Origin of the sequence: Allobosea sp. FBZP-16, from assembly GCF_002831785.1 — a bacterium.
Lineage (GTDB): Bacteria > Pseudomonadota > Alphaproteobacteria > Rhizobiales > Beijerinckiaceae > Allobosea > Allobosea lupini.
Window position 1 is genome coordinate 555,526 of the sequence record NZ_LNCQ01000023.1, and the last position, 18,874, is coordinate 574,399.

13 protein-coding genes are annotated in these 18,874 nt (G+C 62.5%); 9 read left to right on the forward strand and 4 right to left on the reverse strand.

What is annotated here, in order from left to right; genetic code table 11:
* Nucleotides 1–112: 112 nt before the first annotated feature.
* The 3 genes from CXY91_RS12505 to CXY91_RS12515 all read right to left on the reverse strand — a co-directional run bounded on the left by CXY91_RS12505 (nt 113) and on the right by CXY91_RS12515 (nt 5,634).
* Nucleotides 113–2,743, reverse strand: a complete 2,631-nt coding sequence (locus CXY91_RS12505; protein WP_100961697.1) for a glycosyltransferase — start codon at nt 2,741–2,743, stop codon at nt 113–115.
* Nucleotides 2,744–3,047: 304 nt separating this feature from the next.
* Nucleotides 3,048–4,121, reverse strand: coding sequence for a hypothetical protein (locus CXY91_RS12510; RefSeq protein ID WP_100961699.1), 1,074 nt, complete (start codon nt 4,119–4,121; stop codon nt 3,048–3,050).
* A gap of 28 nt (nt 4,122–4,149) precedes the next feature.
* Nucleotides 4,150–5,634 carry an MBOAT family O-acyltransferase gene (locus CXY91_RS12515; RefSeq protein WP_100961701.1) on the reverse strand — a complete coding sequence of 495 codons (1,485 nt, stop codon included), beginning with the start codon at nt 5,632–5,634 and terminating at the stop codon, nt 4,150–4,152.
* 539 nt (nt 5,635–6,173) lie between these two features.
* On the opposite strand from CXY91_RS12515, the gene CXY91_RS12520 reads away from it, so the two are divergent.
* From CXY91_RS12520 to CXY91_RS12555, 8 genes are all read left to right on the forward strand, one after another.
* Nucleotides 6,174–6,377, forward strand: coding sequence for a hypothetical protein (locus CXY91_RS12520; protein ID WP_100961703.1), 204 nt, complete (start codon nt 6,174–6,176; stop codon nt 6,375–6,377).
* A 259-nt stretch (nt 6,378–6,636) separates the two neighbouring features.
* Nucleotides 6,637–7,674, forward strand: coding sequence for a non-hydrolyzing UDP-N-acetylglucosamine 2-epimerase (wecB, locus tag CXY91_RS12525; protein WP_100961705.1), 1,038 nt, complete (start codon nt 6,637–6,639; stop codon nt 7,672–7,674).
* Between the two features lie 888 nt (nt 7,675–8,562).
* A complete protein-coding gene (locus tag CXY91_RS12530; RefSeq protein ID WP_100961707.1) occupies nt 8,563–9,363 on the forward strand; it encodes an ABC transporter permease in 801 nt (266 codons plus the stop codon).
* Complete coding sequence (locus CXY91_RS12535; protein WP_100961709.1) at nt 9,356–10,708, forward strand: ABC transporter ATP-binding protein; 1,353 nt, start codon at nt 9,356–9,358, stop codon at nt 10,706–10,708. Before CXY91_RS12530 ends, CXY91_RS12535 begins: the two co-directional genes overlap by 8 nt.
* Before the next feature lie 3 nt (nt 10,709–10,711).
* Entirely contained in the window at nt 10,712–11,902 is a 1,191-nt protein-coding gene (locus CXY91_RS12540) for an ABC transporter ATP-binding protein (RefSeq protein WP_100961711.1), read from the forward strand.
* 3 nt (nt 11,903–11,905) lie between these two features.
* Nucleotides 11,906–13,645: a glycosyltransferase gene (locus CXY91_RS12545; protein ID WP_158673390.1), complete on the forward strand. Its 1,740-nt coding sequence runs from the start codon at nt 11,906–11,908 to the stop codon at nt 13,643–13,645.
* Nucleotides 13,638–14,537, forward strand: a complete 900-nt coding sequence (locus CXY91_RS12550) for a DapH/DapD/GlmU-related protein (protein WP_158673391.1) — start codon at nt 13,638–13,640, stop codon at nt 14,535–14,537. The genes CXY91_RS12545 and CXY91_RS12550 overlap by 8 nt, the downstream gene beginning before the upstream one ends.
* Nucleotides 14,538–14,553: 16 nt before the next feature.
* Complete coding sequence (locus CXY91_RS12555; protein WP_100961717.1) at nt 14,554–15,288, forward strand: polysaccharide deacetylase family protein; 735 nt, start codon at nt 14,554–14,556, stop codon at nt 15,286–15,288.
* A gap of 73 nt (nt 15,289–15,361) precedes the next feature.
* On the opposite strand, the gene asnB is transcribed toward CXY91_RS12555, so the two are convergent.
* Nucleotides 15,362–17,554 (reverse strand): asparagine synthase (glutamine-hydrolyzing), encoded by a 2,193-nt coding sequence (gene asnB / locus CXY91_RS12560; protein ID WP_158673392.1) that lies wholly within the window; start codon nt 17,552–17,554, stop codon nt 15,362–15,364.
* 135 nt (nt 17,555–17,689) lie between these two features.
* Here asnB and CXY91_RS12565 point away from each other — a divergent pair, with 135 nt between their 5' ends.
* Nucleotides 17,690–18,871, forward strand: a complete 1,182-nt coding sequence (locus tag CXY91_RS12565; protein WP_100961721.1) for a glycosyltransferase family protein — start codon at nt 17,690–17,692, stop codon at nt 18,869–18,871.
* The last annotated feature ends 3 nt before the right edge of the window (nt 18,872–18,874 follow it).

The following is an 18,874-nucleotide window of genomic DNA, read 5'->3' on the forward strand; positions in this document are numbered from 1 at the left end:
CAGACTTTCGGCTCCGGATAATGCCGGGCGCTGGTATCGCCCGGCATTATCCGGAGCCTGTGCGGATCGCAACCCATTCCTGTCGCGGCCGGGCCAGCGCTCGCCATCCGCGCTACAGCACGCCGCCGCGGCGCCTCTGGACAGCGCGCAAAACTCGCTTGGCCGCCTTGGCCAGCCCGGACGAATGGTCATCGGACGCCAGCAGCGCTTGAGCGCGCTCAAGGAGTCCAAGTTGAAATCGCTCCGGCAGGCAATGCCAGAAAAGCTTCATGAGGCGAAAGATCGACCCCCGGCTCGGCCCGCTTGCAAGGCCACGCAGGTCGATGGTGCCGCTCGCCGACTTGCCTTTCCCGCTCGCGGCGGAGGCGAGCGCCTTGCCCATGCTTACGGCATGGCCGCGGCCGAGTTCCTGCGACAGCACGGTGTCGCTGAGCAAGATCGCGCCCGGACCGGAACGCAGCAGCAGTTCGGCGGCGTCGGCACCATAGACCGCCGCCACCGGAGCGCTCAGAATGGTGGCTCTTCGGCGTCCCATGGCCCGTCGTGACAGGTAGTCGTCGACGCCCTCGACGAAGCTGCGCAGCGAATATCGCTCTGTCGCGATGACATCGCGATAGGCCCGCTCGGTCATCGCTACCAAGAAGGGAATGTCCTCCAGCCGGGCTAACACCTCCTCGATATTGGAATAGTCCTTTTTCAGAAGGATATAATGCTCGCCGGCGCGGACAGCTCCCGAATACTCGCCCTCGAAAAGCACCAGCGCGGTACGAAGGCGGATCGCTTCAAAGATCTTCGGCGAGATCTGGTTCATTTTCACCAGACCATCATGCTCCTTCAGGAAGCGCTCGGCGAAAACCTCGAACGAAAGATCGGCATGCTCGCGCCCCAGCTTTGCCAGACGGCCATCGATGTCAAAGACGTTGCTGCCGCTTTCTGTTCCGAGCGTCGCACGGGCCGAGCCGATGAAGCGATACCAGTCGGTTCCGTAGATGCGCTTGCCCTCGTCGACCTCGATGTCGACAGCCACGCCACGCGCCGCAGCCAGACGTTTCACATCGACGCCGATGCTGTATTTCTCCCGGCCGAGCGCGCCATAGTGAAGGGCTAGCGAGCGACCGCGATAGGCGATTCGCAGCTTGCGCTCTGCCATAGGCATGGCGAAACTGTCCATGAGCGGATCTTCCGGAACATAACCGGTGAGCGTCGGAATGAAATCGACCTTCGGAAAACGGCTCTTAGGGTAGACGAAGTCGAGCCCACCCGGCGGCACGGTAGTAAAATGGGCATCGATGCCGAGGCGTTCCATCCAGCGCCGGGTCGTTTCGACATTGTCGTATTCGTCCTGCGCGAACAGGAGCTTTGGTCCGCGGTAGGCTGCGACTGCCGCTGCGATGCCCGGCGATAGATGTCCCCGGACCGAAACCCTGACCGAATAGTGGATGGCAAGCGCATCGTAGCACGACAGGTCGAGGCCCGCCCCTTCTCCGTCGGCAGATTCGACGAGTTCCGACGCAGGCAGGAAAAAGAAGCGATGCCGCGAATGCTTCCGGAACCCTTCGAGATGCTGGGCCACCGTGCTGATATGTGCGGAATGGTCGTCATAGAGCATCAGTACGTTCAAGGCCGGCCGCAGTTGAGCGAGGCGCGCGGCGAGCGTGTCGAGATGCGATAGCAACTCCTCAAAGCGCCTGTCATAGGAGCTTAGGGAGGCGGCCTCAAGCCGATGCCCGACCATTGCGGCGTCGCTGCGCGACGCTGCGAGGCGCCGCATCGCCTCGGCGAAGCCCTCGGCATTCGCCGCGGTCGTAAACAGGTCGGAGCGCTCGGCCAGGGCATCGATCGGCGTGGTGACGACGGGCAGGCCGCATGCCACATACTCATAAGCCTTGAGCGGCAGCGAGCCGCGCATCAAGACGCTGTCCTTGAAGGGGATCATCCCAACGCAGGCTTGACGCGCCAGGCTGGCAATGCCGCCACTGTCGAGCAGGCCGTGATAGGTGACATTCGGCCGGCTCCGGAGTCGGCTCCAATCGTCGCCGCCGTCGACGGATTTCCCGCAGAACCAGAACTGCCAATCCGGCAACAACTCCGTGAGCTCGGTCAGCAGCGCAAAATCCAGCCGGTTGTTGATGCCGCCTTGGAACAAAGCGACCTTGCCGCCAGCTGGCGGGGCATAGCTGCTCGCTTTGGTCTGCTCCCAGAAGACAAAGTCACAGCCATTCGGAAGAACGATGACGGGCTTTTCGGCCGGCAGCACCCGGCGATGGCTCTCGGCAACGCCCTCCGAAACCGCAACGACGAGATCCGCCTGCCGGATCGCCGCCAAAGCGAGCTCGGACAGGTCGTTGGCGATGATCCTGACGTTGTCGGCCCGAGTAAGATAATCCTCGGTCGCATGGTATACCACGGCAGCCGGATGCAGGCGCGCGACCACGCCCGCAATAAGGAGATTGTAGAGCCAGACGAGCGGCCGGCTGACTCCGCGCTCGCGCAGAGCCGCCGCGAGCCGCGCCGCCTGCGCCGGACTATAGACCGGCCCGATCCTGACGATCGTGATGTCGTGTCCCTCGACCGGCTCGAAGCTGATGGCGTCGCCATGGCCGTTGGTCTGCACGAAAAAGGTCGGCCAGCGGCACGCGAAGCGAACAGCGTAGTGATAGCGGTTGCTGCGCGGTTCGGTGTGCCAATCCGACCATGTCAGCATGACCACTGCATCGAAGGTTTCTGCTGCAGAATCCGACATGAAATCCAAGGTGCTGCGTTGGCGCCATGGCTGGGGCCGGCGTCGCCCGCACCTGTTACAGGACGTCGCCCAAGCTGTCGACGTGCATCGAGGAGCGGGGATCTGTCGGCCGTCGCTCTACCGCCGTGCCCTCATCGGGCGTTGCAATTGGCGTCCCGCACGAGCCGGCCGCCGGCGGAACGCCGCTCTTCGGGCCGCTTCAGCCCCGAGGGATAGGCAGCACCCGCTCACGGATCTGGTGCAGTCCCGCGTTTCTTCGAATTGTCCTCACACGAACGGCGTGCCCATCCCGCTCGAAAATACTTCAGCCTTGCGGAGGGCACTGCTGGAACACCTCGTTATAGTTCAGCTCCTTAATGCCGCTTATCCAGTCCGCCTTGGCGGGCAGGCCGGGGTTGGCGGCCATGAACGCGAACATCCGGTTGTTGATTTCGCGGGAGTAGTGCTGGAAGTCGTAATAGTTGTCGAGGTTGTCGGTGACGTCGCGCCATTGCTCGAAATCATAGTACCGCACATTCGGCCGATCGGCCGCCAGCTTCTGGAGGCGCTCCTTGAACTCCTGGCGCACCGCCAGTATCTCCGGTTTGGTAACGGCGTGGGAATAGGCTTCGGCGCGCGAATAGGGAGGGGTGTAGAGATAGAACTGCGTCTGCGGGTTGTCCCGGATCAGCGGCTCCAGGTTCTGGTCAAAATTGGCGTTGAGTGCCAACCGGTAGAAGGCGAGACTACCTTCATCGAGCGGAGCGCGCGAGGGTAGCTTATTGCGGTCGAAGAACTTGCTGACCTGCTTCTCGACTTCACGGCAGGCATAAGTGCGGCTTGTGAAAAACTCGATCCAGTTGCCAACATTGTCAGGATCGATCGCCTGAATCATGTGCGGCTTCCAGAAACCGTTGTAGAGCGACGTCAAGGACATCTGCGCGATGTCTCGGCTGAGCAGATAATAGCGCAGAACCCCGACCGGGTCGGATTTGTACAGATATTCTGGAAATACATAAAGGTCATTGCGCTCTTCGAACGGAATAAACCAGATATGCGGGTCGATGCCCCAGACCACGGTGCGCAGCGGTTGCTTCGCAAACGCCGTGCGCAGCACGGTTGCTTGCTCGTAGGCCCGGCCGCCGTTCATCGTCAGCTTGATGAAGTGCCCGCCAAAGAGGCTGTTGGCGAAGCTCGGACGCGTGGTCATTGCGGTCGAGGTACCCATGACTACGCTGTCAAAGGCCTGGTGGCGAATCACCGCTGGATAGAGAAAGCGCTCTTGCGAGTAGATGCCCGGCTTGTAGAAGGATGCCGGCCGAAAATATTGGATAGGATCGACGACATAGTTGAAGGCCGCGATGATCATGGCCGGCAGGCCAGTCAACAGTGCAATCACGAACAGGTATCGTCGCACGGCTGCGCCTTCAGAACTGAAAGTATAGAAATTCGCGAATGGTCTGGGTCGACCAGATGCTCGCAAAAACGACGGCCGCTCCGATACTTCCGACATAGAGCGCCCAAGCCGAGGTCGGACGCCAGCGCCACCATTCGCCGAAGGCGCCGTTGCTACGGAATTCCCAGCCAGGCCGGAACGATGCCATGAACTGTTGAGTGTTTGGCAGTATCAAGGCGATCGCCAGCAGGACGGCGCAAAGCAGCCATGCCGACAGCTTGGCGAGCTCCGGCTGGAGCGTCACATTGCCGGGACTCAACATCGAGATGAGGATGGCGTTGGCAGTCGTCAGCGACGGCGCGCGGAAATAGACCCATGCCACGACGACGGCAAGGAAGGTGATGAGCCAGCAGGAGGCCGTCCAGAGCAAGCCGCGCGGCTGAAACCCTAGCCGCGTGCAAAGCGCGCGCCAGCTATGATTCACGACCAGATAGAAGCCGTGCAGCGCGCCCCAGACCACGAAGGTCCAGCCCGCGCCGTGCCAGATTCCGCCAAGAAGCATGGTCAGGAACAGGTTGAGATAACGCCGAAACGGCCCGCGCCGGCTACCGCCGAGCGGAATATAGAGGTAATCGCGCAGGAAGGTCGACAGCGTGATGTGCCAGCGCCGCCAGAAGTCGGTGATATTCGTCGCTTTATAGGGCGAGTTGAAATTGATCGGCAACTGGATCCCGAACAGGCGCGACAGCCCGATCGCCATGTCAGAATAGCCCGAGAAGTCGAAGTAGAGCTGCAACGTATAGGATAACGCGCCGATCCAGGCCTCCAGGAAGCCGAGTGGCTTGCCTGAAGCCGCGGCTTCGAAAACAGCTGAAGCCTGCGGCGCGATCTCGTCGGCAAGGACGAGCTTTTTGAACAGGCCGATGAGGAAGATCGTCAGGCCGACGACGAAGTTCTCCAGCACCGGCGAATAGGTCTTCGCCTCGCCGAACTGCGGCATCATCTGCTTGTGGTGCAGGATCGGCCCCGCGATAAGATGCGGGAAATAAGTGACGAAAAGAGCGTAGTGGACCGGGTTGTACTCGCGCGCCTCGCCGCGATGGGCATCGACCAGGAAGGCGATCTGCGTGAAGGTGAAGAAAGAAATGCCGAGCGGCAGGACGATTTGGTTGACCGCGAATTCGATGCCGGTCAGCGCGCTGAAATTGGCGACGACGAAGTTGGTATACTTGAAATAGCCGAGCAGCAGCAGATTGGCGCCGACGCCGAGGGCGAGCACCAACTTCTTCACCCCCTGCCCGCTCGATGTCTGCAGGCAATAGCCCAGCCCGTAGTTCATACTGATCGAAACCAACAGAAGAACGAGGTATTTTTTGTCCCAGTAACCGTAAAAAAACAGCGAAGCCAAAGTAAGAAAAGCAGCAGCAGCAATCCGATTGAGCTTTCCGATCAAAAAGAACACAACCAATACGATCGGAAGATAGCCAAAGATAAACTGGCCGCTAGTGAATAACATGTCGCTCTTTCGGGACCTTATCTCGGCACAGATCGGCGCTGCCTTAACTCAGCGCCGGACCGATTGCAAGCAAGCGGCATGGCAGCGTGCTGCTAGGCAAGCCGCCATGCGGCTACTTGTCGCGCCCGCCTCATTCCGGCGGGGCTACCGGCGAGTCCGGTTTCGGAGGCTGTTCGGCACCTCTGACATTCGGGTAGCGGGTCATTCGCGGTTTGGATGTCGATGCCTGAGAGCCGCGGCCGGGTGACCGAGGTCAAGAGATGAAGCGCTATCCGGAAAGCCCGATCGAGGAGGAGTGCTCGGCGGTGGCGCCGCTGCTGGCGAGATGTTGGGCGGGGCAGGTCACGGACCGACTTGGCGAGGTGCCGGACGCGATCTGCTGCATAGTCCCTACGGGTTGCGCCTGACCGATGCCGCCAGTCCATATTCCGCCCGGGGATGCGGTCTATTGGTGGCGCCGGCGTTCGTCCGGCTACCGTCGCTCCGCACCATCCCACGACGTCGTGCTGCCGACCGAGCACGAACGGACCGAACACAGGATGAGCCCGACGCGCGCGGTGACCGACAGCCAGCCGATCAAGGCGCCGGCGGCAGGAGCCGTGCGCGGCCGCGACGACACCAGTAAGCTCGTCGACCGCGAGCGCCACAACGTCCCGATCACACTCATCGAACAGGTCGCCCTGTCGCCGGACGTGCGGATCGTCCGAGTCAGAAACGATCCCGATCCGCGACCGGGGCGATAGGGCTTGCCGACCGTTATGAACCACATGATCTCCACGGCCGCCCCATTGAGAGCCGGGCGGCCGGCGCAACGGGCTGAGAAGTGCTGCGCTTGCAGCCTTAGCTTGAACGGCGCCGGCTGCCGAGCAATAGCATCGGTGGTCCTGCCGCCGAACGGCTGGACCTGCACGCAGCTTCGCTTATAGGAGCAGCTTCGCTTATAGGAAGTGCTAAACCGCTTCTGTCAGGCGGGTTGAAGCCGTTTCAGCAGCGTGAGCCGCTATGATCCTGACCGTCGTCGGCGCTAGGCCGCAGTTCATCAAGGCCGCCGCCGTCAGCCATGCCCTTGCCGGCGCCGGAATGCGCGAAGTGCTCGTGCACACTGGCCAGCATTTCGACGCCTCGATGTCGGACATCTTCTTTGCCGAACTCGGCATTCCACAGCCGGCCCATAACCTCGATATCCACAGCGCTGGTCACGGCGCCATGACAGGGCGCATGCTAGAAAAGCTTGAAACCGTCATGCTGGCGGAAAAGCCCGAGATGGTGCTGGTCTATGGCGACACCAACTCCACGGTCGCGGGCGCAATGGCTGCAGCGAAGCTGCATATCCCGGTCGCACATGTCGAGGCCGGCCTGCGCTCGTTCAACCGGCGCATGCCGGAGGAACTCAACCGTATCGTCACCGACCATCTCAGCAGCCATCTGTTCTGCCCGACCGACGCGGCGGTCGCTAATCTCGCCAATGAGGGCATCCGATCTGGCGTCCACGCCATCGGCGACGTGATGTACGATATCTGCCTCACCACAGCGCGCCGGGCCGAAGAGCATTCCGCGATTCTGCAAAGGCTCGATCTGGCTCCGAAAAGCTACGCCGTCGCTACGATTCACCGTGCAGAGAATACCGACGATCCAGACCGTTTCGCCAGGGTCCTCACCTGGCTCGAAGACGCGGCGCGCACAACACCGATCATCATGCCGCTCCATCCGAGAACAGCCAAGCTTATCAAGACGCTGGATCGGGAGTTGGTGAACATCCGCCTGATCGATCCGCTCGGCTATCTCGATATGACCCGGCTCCTGCATCAGAGCGTCGCCGTCTTCACCGATTCCGGCGGTCTTCAAAAAGAGGCATATTTTCACCGCGTGCCTTGCGTGACGCTGCGCGACGAGACCGAATGGGTCGAAACCATCGCCGCCGGCTGGAACCGGCTCTGGATTGGGCCGGACTATGCCGAGCGCAGCGAAATTCCCGATTTCGGAGACGGGCACGCCGCCGAAACGCTTGTCACGCGGCTAAAGGCGGCAATGGTGGGCTGAGTTCAGCGCACGCGAAAGATCGCTCAGGCGACCGGTGCCGCGGCATCGTTTTCTGGGTCATCGGCAAGCGATGCGCGCGCACTCGCGACCGTCTTGCAGCAAACGACAAACAGGCAGCGGCTCGACTATGCCTCGCGGCTACGCGGCGCGACGGCTCGCTTTCCGGAAAGGGCGGCGCGTGCGACGTGTTGCCGCGCTTCGTCGATCCTTCCTGTCAGGCCATGTTACCTTGAGGGACGTCACGCGCGCTTGCTGCACGAAACGAAAGGCCCGCACCGCAGCTGCCGGCCACCTCGACGCCGTTGCGCTCGAGCTCACGAAGCGAGCGCCTTCAGGCGAGCATCTCTAGGTAGCTCTGCCGCATGGTCTCACAGGAGCCCACCTACGGAGTGCGGTACTATTCATCGACGACCGGCCGCTGGGTGCAGATCTTGTATGTGGTCCACTCCCCCGACGACGGCGCGCCTTCCAGCTTTATCCGTCATTGTCATACTTGCGTTCCTGGCTCGACCGGCGAACGCATGACTTCCCGTTTCCGACCTCGAGGTCGTTTAGCCGCCCGCTTTGATTTTTTCTTTGCAATCTGCGTCTCAAGCTTCTAACCGTCGTGCCGACGGCTCGACCCAATGAGCCGTCATGCGATTCTGCGCCCGTTATCGACCAGAGGATTGCCAGCCAAACATGCCGACCCGGTCTGCCGCAGCGACTTCGCCGTCGAACGCGCGGAGCTCGGCTAGAGTTTGGCGTCATGAAGCCGAGAAACGGGCCGGCAAACTTCCCCTTTCTTCAGAAGTTGATACGGCTTGGCGGCTATTCGAAGCGCCTTGGCATCGGCTGCGCGGCGGGGAAGGCTTGGCGCAACAACGGGCATCCACACAGAGGTAATCGATGCTTTCGACGCCGGCCCATATCGCGACGTTGATTACGCGCAGTCGCCGGGTTCTGATCCGGACGCTCTACGACGACATCCGTCGCAAGCATGCCGGTTCCGTGTTCGGCATGAGCTGGTTTGTCATCATGCCACTGCTGTTCCTCGGCTTCTACGCCGCAGTCTATCTTGTTGTTTATAAAGTAAAACCAGTGAATATGTCACCGGTTGATTATCTCCACTTCATCTATATTGGCTTGATGGCCTATCTCGGGTTCTCCGAAGGCATGACGGCCGGAGCCGGTTCGCTGATTGTCAATCGCGCGGTCGTGCTCAACACGGTTTTCCCGGCGGAACTGCTGCCACTACGCGCCGCGCTCGTGGGTCAGATGACATTCCTGCTGGGCTTGGCGCTGGCTATCTGCTGGACTTTGGCGACCGGCAAGGCCAGCGTCTGGCTAATGCTCTTGCCGCTCGTCGTTGCGATGCAAATCCTGTTCTCGATCGGGCTCGCGTGGATTCTGGCGCCGATTTATGTCGTTTTTCGCGATCTCGGGCAGATCCTGAACTTTGTCGTCCTTGCCATTCTGGTTATCAGCCCGATTGCGTTTCGCTCGACGGAGCTGACCGGCTACCAGAAGATCATGCTCTATATCAATCCGTTATACTTCTACCTCGCGAGCTATCAGTCGATCCTGTTCGACGGAACGGCGCCGCCACTCGTCCCGTTTCTGATGGGAGCCGTAGCCTGCTTGGTGGTATTCTTCATCGGATTTCGCTTCTTCGTGCGTGTGAAGCCCATGGTGGCCGAACATGTCTGATCCCGTCGCGCCGCGCGCGGCAGCGATCCGGTGCATCGATCTCAGCAAGAGCTATCACCTCTACCGCGGCCCCGGCGAGGAGATGCTAGACGCCGTAGGGTTCCTGCGGCTCATGCCATGGCGCAAACCGGTGCCCTTGCATCCGGCCCTGCGCGGCGTCTCGCTGACAATCGGCCACGGCGAGCGCGTCGGCATCATCGGCCGTAACGGCGCCGGAAAATCGACCTTGCTCAAACTGGTCACCGGTGCCGCAGCGCCTTCTGCCGGCGTGCTCTTAGTCGATGGCACGGTGCAGTCGCTCTCCAGCCTCGGCATCGGCTTCCACCCGGAGTTTTCCGGCATTGAAAACATCAAATCGGCATTGGTCTACAACAGCCTGAGCGAGGACGCGCTCGCGGCGGCGATTGAGGACATCGTCGAGTTCTGCGAGCTCGACCGCTTCATGGACATGCCGATCCGATCCTATTCGGCCGGCATGCTGGCGCGGCTCTATTTCGCCACCGCAACCGCGATCAGACCCGATATCCTGGTCGTCGACGAAGTGCTTGGCGCGGGTGACGCCTATTTCGCGGCGCGTTCGGCGGCGCGGATGCGACAGCTCGCCCTCTCCGGCTGCACCTTGCTACTCGTCAGCCATTCCAATCAGCAGGTCTTGGAGTTTTGCGAGCGCTGCATCTGGATCGAGCGCGGCCGGGTCGTCGCCGACGGATCGACGCTGAGCGTGATAAAGGCCTACGAGGCATTCATCCAGCATCTCGCCCATGCCCAAGGCGGGGGCGACGACGTTATCCACAATGAGCGCATCGTCGACGATGCCTTGCTGACGGCGCTGCAGGAAAGCCCGGTCGCATCCACACAGGCCGACGTCCAGGCCGACGGCGGCATCTCGGCGTGGCCCGCATCTCGAAGAGTACGAATCAGCGATGCCTGGTTCGAGGACGCGCAGGGCGCGCCGTCGCGGATCGGCGTCCACGGCTCGGATTGGACCATCGCGATCCGCGTGCGCATCGAGCAGGAGGGCAGCTATCGCTTTCGGCCTGCCCATGTCCTGTTCGGCCCGGATGGGCGCTGGTCGACTCGCCTCATCGGTCCGCCGACGACGCTGGAAGGCCCCGTCGGCACGGAACGGGAGGTACGCTGCCGCTTCTCGCCGATGCGCCTCGGCCCGGCCGATTACGTCCTCAGCGTATCGCTGCACGGGGCGAACGAGCCATGGGACATCGGCACGGCGGAACGCTTTGACCTGCTCTCGCGCAGCTTCGCCTTCACGGTGAAGCCGCGCAGCGGGCAGCGCCCCGGCAAGGCATTGCCGGTGCGCCACGACGCCGAGTGGGCTAGGATCTGAGCGATGAACGCGCATGATCGCCCTGCCGCACTTGCCGTCGACAACCTCGTCAAAGTCTACACAGGCTTGCGCGGCCTCCCACCGGTACGGGCGCTGAACGGCATTTCATTCAGCGTCGAACGCGGCGAGCGGCTTGCCCTCATCGGTCGCAACGGCGCCGGAAAGTCTACGCTGCTGAGGATTATCAGTGGGCAGTTGCCGCCAAGTTCGGGCACTGTACGGGTTGATGGCCGGATTTCGGCCCTGTTCGATCTCGGCATCGGCTTCCACGACGACATCTCGGGCTACGAGAACATCCACTCGGCGCTGATGTACAATGACATCGATCAGGCCGAATTCGACGCCCATGTCGCGGACATCATCGCCTTCTGCGAGCTCGGCCCCTATCTGCACCAGCCCGTCAAGACCTACTCCTCGGGCATGAAGGCGCGGCTCTATTTTGCCGTCGCCAGCGCGGTCACCCCCGACATCCTGATCATCGACGAGACGCTGGGCGCCGGCGATTCCTATTTTGGCGTCAAATCCGAGGAGCGCATCGCGCGCTTGACCGCCGAAGGCACGACCCTGCTCCTCGTTTCACACAATCTTGCTCAGGCAAGGCAGATGTGCCGTCGCGCCATATGGATCGAACAAGGCGAAGTGCGAGCCGTCGGCGCGACCGCCGAGGTCATCGACGCCTATCAGGCCTTCATCAGTGAGCTCGAAGCGACGTCACAGCACCACGCGTCGGCGGTGAACAATTGGATCGAACGCCAGATCACCCGGACGCTGCGACCCGTCGAGCGGCTGCCGGGAGACGACGGCGTGCAGCTTGCGATCGAGACTGCGGACGGGAAGGCCGCGGCTCGCCTGCGCGCGCTGACCGGGGAAAGCTTCCAGTGCCGGCTGAAAGTGGAAGGGATGGTCTCCCGGTCCTTCCGGCCGGGAGTTGCCATTTTCACCGATGACGGGCGCTTCATCGATTGCCTCCTCGGTCCCGTCTCCGACCCCGCCGACAACGCGCAGTTTACGCTGGGGTTGAGCCCGCTGCTCTACGGTCCCGGCCAGTATGCTCTGCGGACGGTGCTGGCGTCGCCCGACGACGAATCGCGGATGATCGCCGTCGGCACGCACAGCGTTTCTCTCGATGTAATCTGTCTTGACCCGACGGAGACGGCGTTGTTTCTGCACCCTGCTACCTGGCAGACTGATTGAACGATGAGCACGGGCGTGGAAATCTTGGATTCGCGAAACACTGAGCTTGCCCGCCTGCTGCAGGCGCGATTGGGTCGCCCCCCCAAGATCTGCCTGCTGTCCTATTCGCTTATTCCCGACGACCCGCGCGTGCGCCGGCAGGGCGATGCCTTCCTGGCGGCAGGGTGGGATGTCGAAGCCGTCAGCCTTCCCGGCTGGAACTCGCCGCAGACCGCCTGGCCGGTGCGTTCCTGGGACGACATCTCCGACGAAACCGCTCCGCCGCGCGCGCCGGCCGAGGCGGATGCCGCCGTCGCTCCGCCCGAGCCCGTTCTCCCAAGCCCGGCGGACCCCGCTCCGCCCGGCGCCAAGCCGGAGCCGGAGCCCGAGCCGGAGTCGGGCATTGCCGGGCCGGCTGCGCCGATCCACCGTACCGGTCTCAAGGCGTTGTGGCACAGTCCCCCGCCCGCATCGCTTCGCAACTCGCTGCGGCCGGCGCTCGCAGGGGCCCGTGTCCAGCTCAGGTCGATAATTATCCTGGCGTTCAAATTCATCTATTTCTGCAAAAGCCTCGTCCATTTCGGCAAACGCCTCATCCGTTCCGGCAGGGACTTCCTTGTCAGGAACTACTACCGCGTGAAATATCGCGTGAGATATCGACTTGAGCTGGGCTACCAGAAGCTCGAACCCTGGCTGGATGCCGCGAGGGTCACGGCCGACAACAGGCTTGGACCGGCAACCTATTTCAAGGTCCGCGAGATCGCGCGCTTCTACCGGGCGGCCGAGCCAGTCAAGGCGGACCTCTACCTGGCCAATGACTGGCACATGCTGCCGATCGCGTTGAAGCTGGCCGACAAGCACGACGCCGAGATCTGCTACGATACGCACGAATACTCGCTCGAGGAATACCGATACCGGCTGTACTGGCGCCTCACCAAGCGGCCTCTGGTGCGCGCGATCGAATCCACTGGCTTGGCCCGAGCGCTCGTCTCCTCGGCCGTTTCGGAGGGCATCGCTGATGACATGACGCGCGAATATCGGCTCGCGCGCCCGATGATCGCAATCCGCAACATGCCGGTCCGGTCGTCCCACAAGAGCGGCACGACCGGCGATCATATCGACGCGCTCTATCACGGCATCATCGCGCCCGATCGCGGCCTGGAGGAATGCATCCGAAGTGTCGCGCTGTGGCGCCCGGAATTCCGCCTGATCCTGCGCGGGCCCGGCTCGCCGCAGATCATGGAACAGCTGCGCGGCATCGCACGCGAGGCCGGCGTCGAAGATCGGGTCGTTTTCGCGCCGCCCGTGCCGATGCTCGACCTGGTCAAAGAAGCAGCCACGGCCGATATCGGCCTGTCGACGCCGCCCAAGACCTCGAAACACAATATCTATGCCATGCCGAACAAGCTGTTCGAGTATATCCAGGCCGGGTTGGCGATCTGCGTCTGCGATCTGCCCGACATGGCACGCCTGGTGCGCAATCACGACCTCGGCATCCTCATCGACGAAGTGACGCCGGAAAGCATCGCGGCCGCGATCAACCGCTTCGACCGGGATTCGCTAGACCGATTCAAGGCCAATACACGGAAGGCGTCGCAGGGCCTCTGCTGGGAACATGAGAGCCTTGTTCTGACAGAGAGCTATGGCAGCGCGTTGCTGCAGGCGCTCGACGCCAGGGCCAAGCGGCACGGCCCGGGCGACCGAGCCAACGTCGCGGCCGCGCATGCGCCGGCGCGGCTCGGCGGGAGTGCCGGCGTTGGCTGATGCGCTGGTCCCGTTCACCGCAGCCGACGCTGCTGCCTTTCTCGGCGGCCAGCTCGTCGGCAACCCGGCCCTGATCGTCGCGAGAGCTGTCACCGCGGCCAATCTGCAACCCGACTCGCTGGCCTTTCTCAAGAGTTGGGCGCGCCTGGACGCCGGCCGGCAGCCGGACGAGCGGGTTCTGCTGCTCGCTCCCGCCGCGGAAGCGCCTCAACCTGGCTGGACGGTGATCCTGGTCGAGGAGCCCCGGCTCGCTTTCGCCCGGCTGCTCCAGGAGTTCTTCGAGGAGAAGCATCGACCCGGCATTGATCCGACCGCCATCATCGCGCCCGGCGCCACGATCGACCCTTCGGCTCAGATCGGCCCTTATGCGATGATCGGCGTCGGCGCGCGGATCGGCCCGAGGACCGTGCTGCGCAACCATGTCACCATAGGCAGGCGCGTGACAATCGGCTCGGATTGCCTGGTGAAGTCGAGCAGCGTGATCGGCGAGGAAGGATTTGGCATCGTGACCGACCAGGACGGCAACAACCTGCGGCTACCACATGTCGGCTCCGTCATCATAGGCGATCATGTCGAGATCGGCGCCCTCAATACCGTCTGCTCGGGCACGGTTGAGCCGACGCGCATCGGCTCCTATGTCAAGACCGACGACCATGTCCATATCGCCCATAACTGCATCATCGGCGAGAACAGCATCTTGACCGCCTGCGCGGAGTTCAGCGGCAGCGTCACGCTTGGCCAGCGCGTCTGGGTCGGCCCCAACGCCTGCTTGATGAACGGCATCAGCGTCGGCGACGGCGCCATGATCGGGCTCGGCGCGGTCGTCACCAAGGATGTTGCCGAGCGCGTGGTGGTGGCTGGCTCTCCGGCGCGCTTCATCCGGCGCACCTGAATCCGCGGGAACCATCATGGCTTTCACCACCGAAGACTATCGGCTCCTGCTGCAGCAGCTCCTGGACAGCGGCTACCAGTTCGTCGACTACCAGACCGTCGTGGCCGGGGAGCGCCACGTCATCATGCGCCATGATGTCGACATGTCGCTCGAGTTTGCCCGCCGCCTGGCGCAGGTCGAGGCCGAGCTCGGCGTCAGGGCGATCTATTTCGTGCTGATCAGCGGCTCGCTCTACAATCCGCTCTCATCCGAGAGCCGCAGCCATCTCGATGCCATAGCGGCGTTGGGACATCAGATCGGCCTGCATTTCGACGCCTCAATCTACGCTGGCGACCGCGACAGCCTCGACCGGGCCGTCCGCAAGGAACTGAGCGCGCTAGGCACGCTCGTCGAGCAGCCGAGCCCGATCATCAGCTTTCACCGCCCCGCCAAGGTTCTGCTCGGCGACGGAAACCGCTTCGGCAACTGCGAACACACCTATATGCCGAAGTTCTTCAAGGATATCGGTTATTGCTCCGACTCGCGCGGGCAGTGGTTCTACCAGCACCCGCTCGAGCATGAGAGCGTCAAGGCCGGCACCGCCCTGCAATTGCTGACTCATCCGGTCTGGTGGTGCGGTTACCGGGCTGAGGCCCCGGTCAGCCTGCTCGACCGGCTGACCTTCGACCGTATGGATGTCTTCCGCACAGAACTCGCGCGCAATTGCGAGATCTACCGCAAGGAAATGCTGAACCACCTCAGCGGCGGCTGAAGCACGCCGAAACGCCGTGCCCCATCTTCGGACGAGGCCCTGCTCCAGGCTTTAGCCCCGGAGCCCCGCGGAACTACAGCGTCACGTTGAAGCGCTCGCCCCAGATGCCGAGATTCACGATCCGCCACAGCGTGGTTTCGAATGGGCGCGTGCCGTCGAGAATCTCACGCGTATAGGCGCGCGTCGCCTCGACGTCGAACAGCTCGGGATAGAGTGCGAGCGTCTTCTCGACGCCCGCTTCCATCGCCGGGCGCATCGGCCCCTGCAGCCAGATCTGTTCCGGCGTCGAGAAGCCGAGCTTGTCGCGGCGGTTCAGCACCGCGTCGGGCAGGACCCCGGCCATGGCGCGGCGCAGGACCCGCTTGGTGTCGCCGCCGACGATCTTGTGATCGTTGCCGAGGCCGAGCGAGAACTCGACAAGCGGATGGTCGAGGAACGGCACCCGCGCCTCGATCGAATGCGCCATCGAGTTCCTGTCCTCGAAATGCAGCAGCATCGCCAGGTTGGAAGCATAGGTGAGCGTCATGCACAGCGAGGCGATGTCGTGCACCGCGGGCAGGCCGAGCAATTCCTCGGCAACGGCGACGGCGCCCTTCGGGTTGCCGCGCTCCTTGATCGCGCTGCCGCCGAGCCAGTCATGCTGCGGATGACTCTTGATCGCGGGCTTCGGCACCAGCGCGGCGAGCTTGGCGGGCAGCACGCGCGGCGCCAGCGCCGAGATCTGCTGCATGATCGGCAGCCCGTGATAGCGGTTGCGCTCGAGGACTGTGCGGGCAAGCGTGCCGTAATGCCCACCCTGCAGCAACGCGTTGATGTAATAGGGGAAGCTCGCATGATAGCCGGCGAGTTGCTCATCGGCGCCCTGCCCGTCGATCATGACGGTGATGCCGTTGCGCTTCGCTTCCTCGAAGACCCGCCACTGCGCGAAGATCGAGGTCGAACCGAAAGGTTCGTCCTGGTGCCAGGTCAGATCCGAAGCGATCTCCAAGAGCTCTTCGGGCTTAGGGTAAATGTAGTGCGGCGTGGCCCCGGTCTTGGCGACGACGGCTTCCATGAACGGCTTCTCGTCGACGCTCTTCTCGGCGTAGCAGGCTGAGATCGCGATGACCGCCGAGCCGCCGTCCCGAGCCAGCATCGGCGTCATCAGACAGACCAGCGACGAGGAATCCAGCCCACCTGACAGACAAGAGCCCACCGGAACATCTGCGCGCAGATGCAGCCTAACCGCATCGGTCAGCAGCGCATGAAAACGCTCCCCGGCATCGGCCTCGCTGATGTCGATGGCCTGCGCCCGAACCGGATACCAGCGTCGGATCTCGAGCTCGAGCGGCCTCCCCCCGCACTCGACTCGGAGGGCCTCGCCACCGCGCAACTGGTGGATGCCCTCGAACATCGTCTCGCCGGTATGGTTGGAGATACCCGAGGCCAGGAAATCGTGCACGCGCGCCACGTTCATTCGCGTCGCCAGGCCCGGCAGACCGTGGAACTGCTTGATCTCGGAGCCGAGCGCCAGCCCGTGCTCCGTTTTGGCGTAGTAGAGCGGCTTGATCCCAAAGCGGTCGCGCGCCGCGAACAGGACCTTCTCCGAAGCGTCCCAGATGATGAAAGCGAACATGCCACGGAAACGCTCCAGGCAGGCGTCACCCCAGGCGATGTAGCTCTGCAGCAGCACCTCGCTGTCGCTGTCGGAGGTTACAACGCGGCCTTCGGCGCGCAACTGCTCGCGCAATTCGATATAGTTGTAGATCTCGCCGTTGAAGGTCAGATGATAGCGGCTACTGGCATCGCTCATCGGCTGCAGGCCGGCATCGGACAGATCGATGATGGCAAGGCGCCGATGGCCTAGCGCTACCGGACCGGCCGGGGATTCGAACAGTTCCCAACCGCTGCCATCGGGGCCGCGATGTTCGACGATATCAATACGCGACCTGTCGGGAGTGAAGCCTACAGAGCCATAAATGCCGCACATTACGCCCCGGGACCCCCGTCTCCAAATCGGAGCCGAGGGCATAGCGGGAACGCAATCTTCTGTCCAGATCGGCAGGAGCAAGCCCGACGGAAGATGCCCTGCAGCGCATGCGACGGCGGTTGACAATGACAAGGTCATTGCTTCAGTTTTCGCGCCAGTCTGCGCAAGGGCGCGGATCGGAAGGAGCATTCTGTGTTGGTCGAAGATCACCATAAACTTAAGTTTCTTATCCTTCATGCTATTCGTGATCTTACAAAAGAGCGACAGACGACACTCGAGAATCTTTTTATATTTCAAAAATACGAAAGTGAAAGTTTATTTTTGTATCATTACATTTCTGACGAACTTAGCGACGATATAAAATCAATTCCATTCGATGTCGTCGTTCTGGATACGACCTTTTTATGCTGGCGCTGGGTCAGGCCGCGCGAGGTGTACGAAGACATCAAGGCCCGTTATGCCTATCTCGCCGGAAGCGGAGCCACAATCGTCGCCCTGCCGCAGGATGAATACGATCACACTGCCGTTCTCGACCAGTGGCTGGCCGATTTGAAGGCCGCGATGGTCTACTCGCTGTTTCCAAAGCGTGCTGCCACCCTCTACCCCCGATTCCTGGCAAGCGGCGGCAAGGTCGCACCGGCGCTGACCGGTTTCCTAGAGGATAGCGACATCGAGCAGTACGCCAGATTCGACATCCCCTTTGCACAGCGCCCCATCGATGTCGGCTATCGCGTGCGGCGGCTTCCCGCAAATTTCGGGCGCTTCGGTCAGTTGAAGTCCGAGTTCGGAAGGGTGTTCGCCGAAGCGGCCCGCGACGCCTTTCCGGTCGTCGACATCAGCGACGACCCCGCCGAAATTTTTGTCGGCGAAGACTGGCCACGCTTTCTATGTTCCTGCCGCTTCATACTGGCGAGCGAGAGCGGGTCCAGCATCCTCGACGCCGATGGCACCATCCGCGACCGCGTTGCCGCCTATACGGCCGAGCACCCGGACGCATCTTATGAGCAGGTCGAGGAGGCGTGCTTCCCGGAGCTCGACCAGAGCGACCCTTTCGCTGCCATCTCGCCGCGTGTCTTCGAGGCGGCTTTGGCCGGATGCTGCCTGGTCATGATCGAAGGCGACTATAGCGGCTACGCGACAGCCGGCGAGGATTACATCGCGGTCAGGCCCGACTTCGCCAATATCGCCGAAGTAGTCGAGCAGATGAAGGATCTGCGCGCCGCCGAGGCGATGGCGCAGCGCTTCCGCAGCAAGATAATCGCAGCGCCGGGGTTGCGCTATGCCAACTGGGTGCCGGCCGCTCTCGAAGCGATGGCGCGCTCGCCGCGTCCACTGCTCGCCTCGATTCCGGATTGGGATTTCCATCGCCGGCGCGAGGCGCACAACTCGCTGTTGCTGGCGCGCGGTAACACACAGATCGCCGAGCTTGGTGAACGCAACCGCCTGCTCGGAAATGCCCTCATGGAGGAGCGCGCGACTCTCAGCGCCCAAATCGACGAGCTGCGCGCTAGGCTCGAGAGCGAGCAGGACCAGGCCGATCGAGATCGTGAGCAGATTGAGGACGAGGAAACTCTCGCGCCGCAGGCCAGCGCCGAAAGCCGAACGATCAGGTGAACG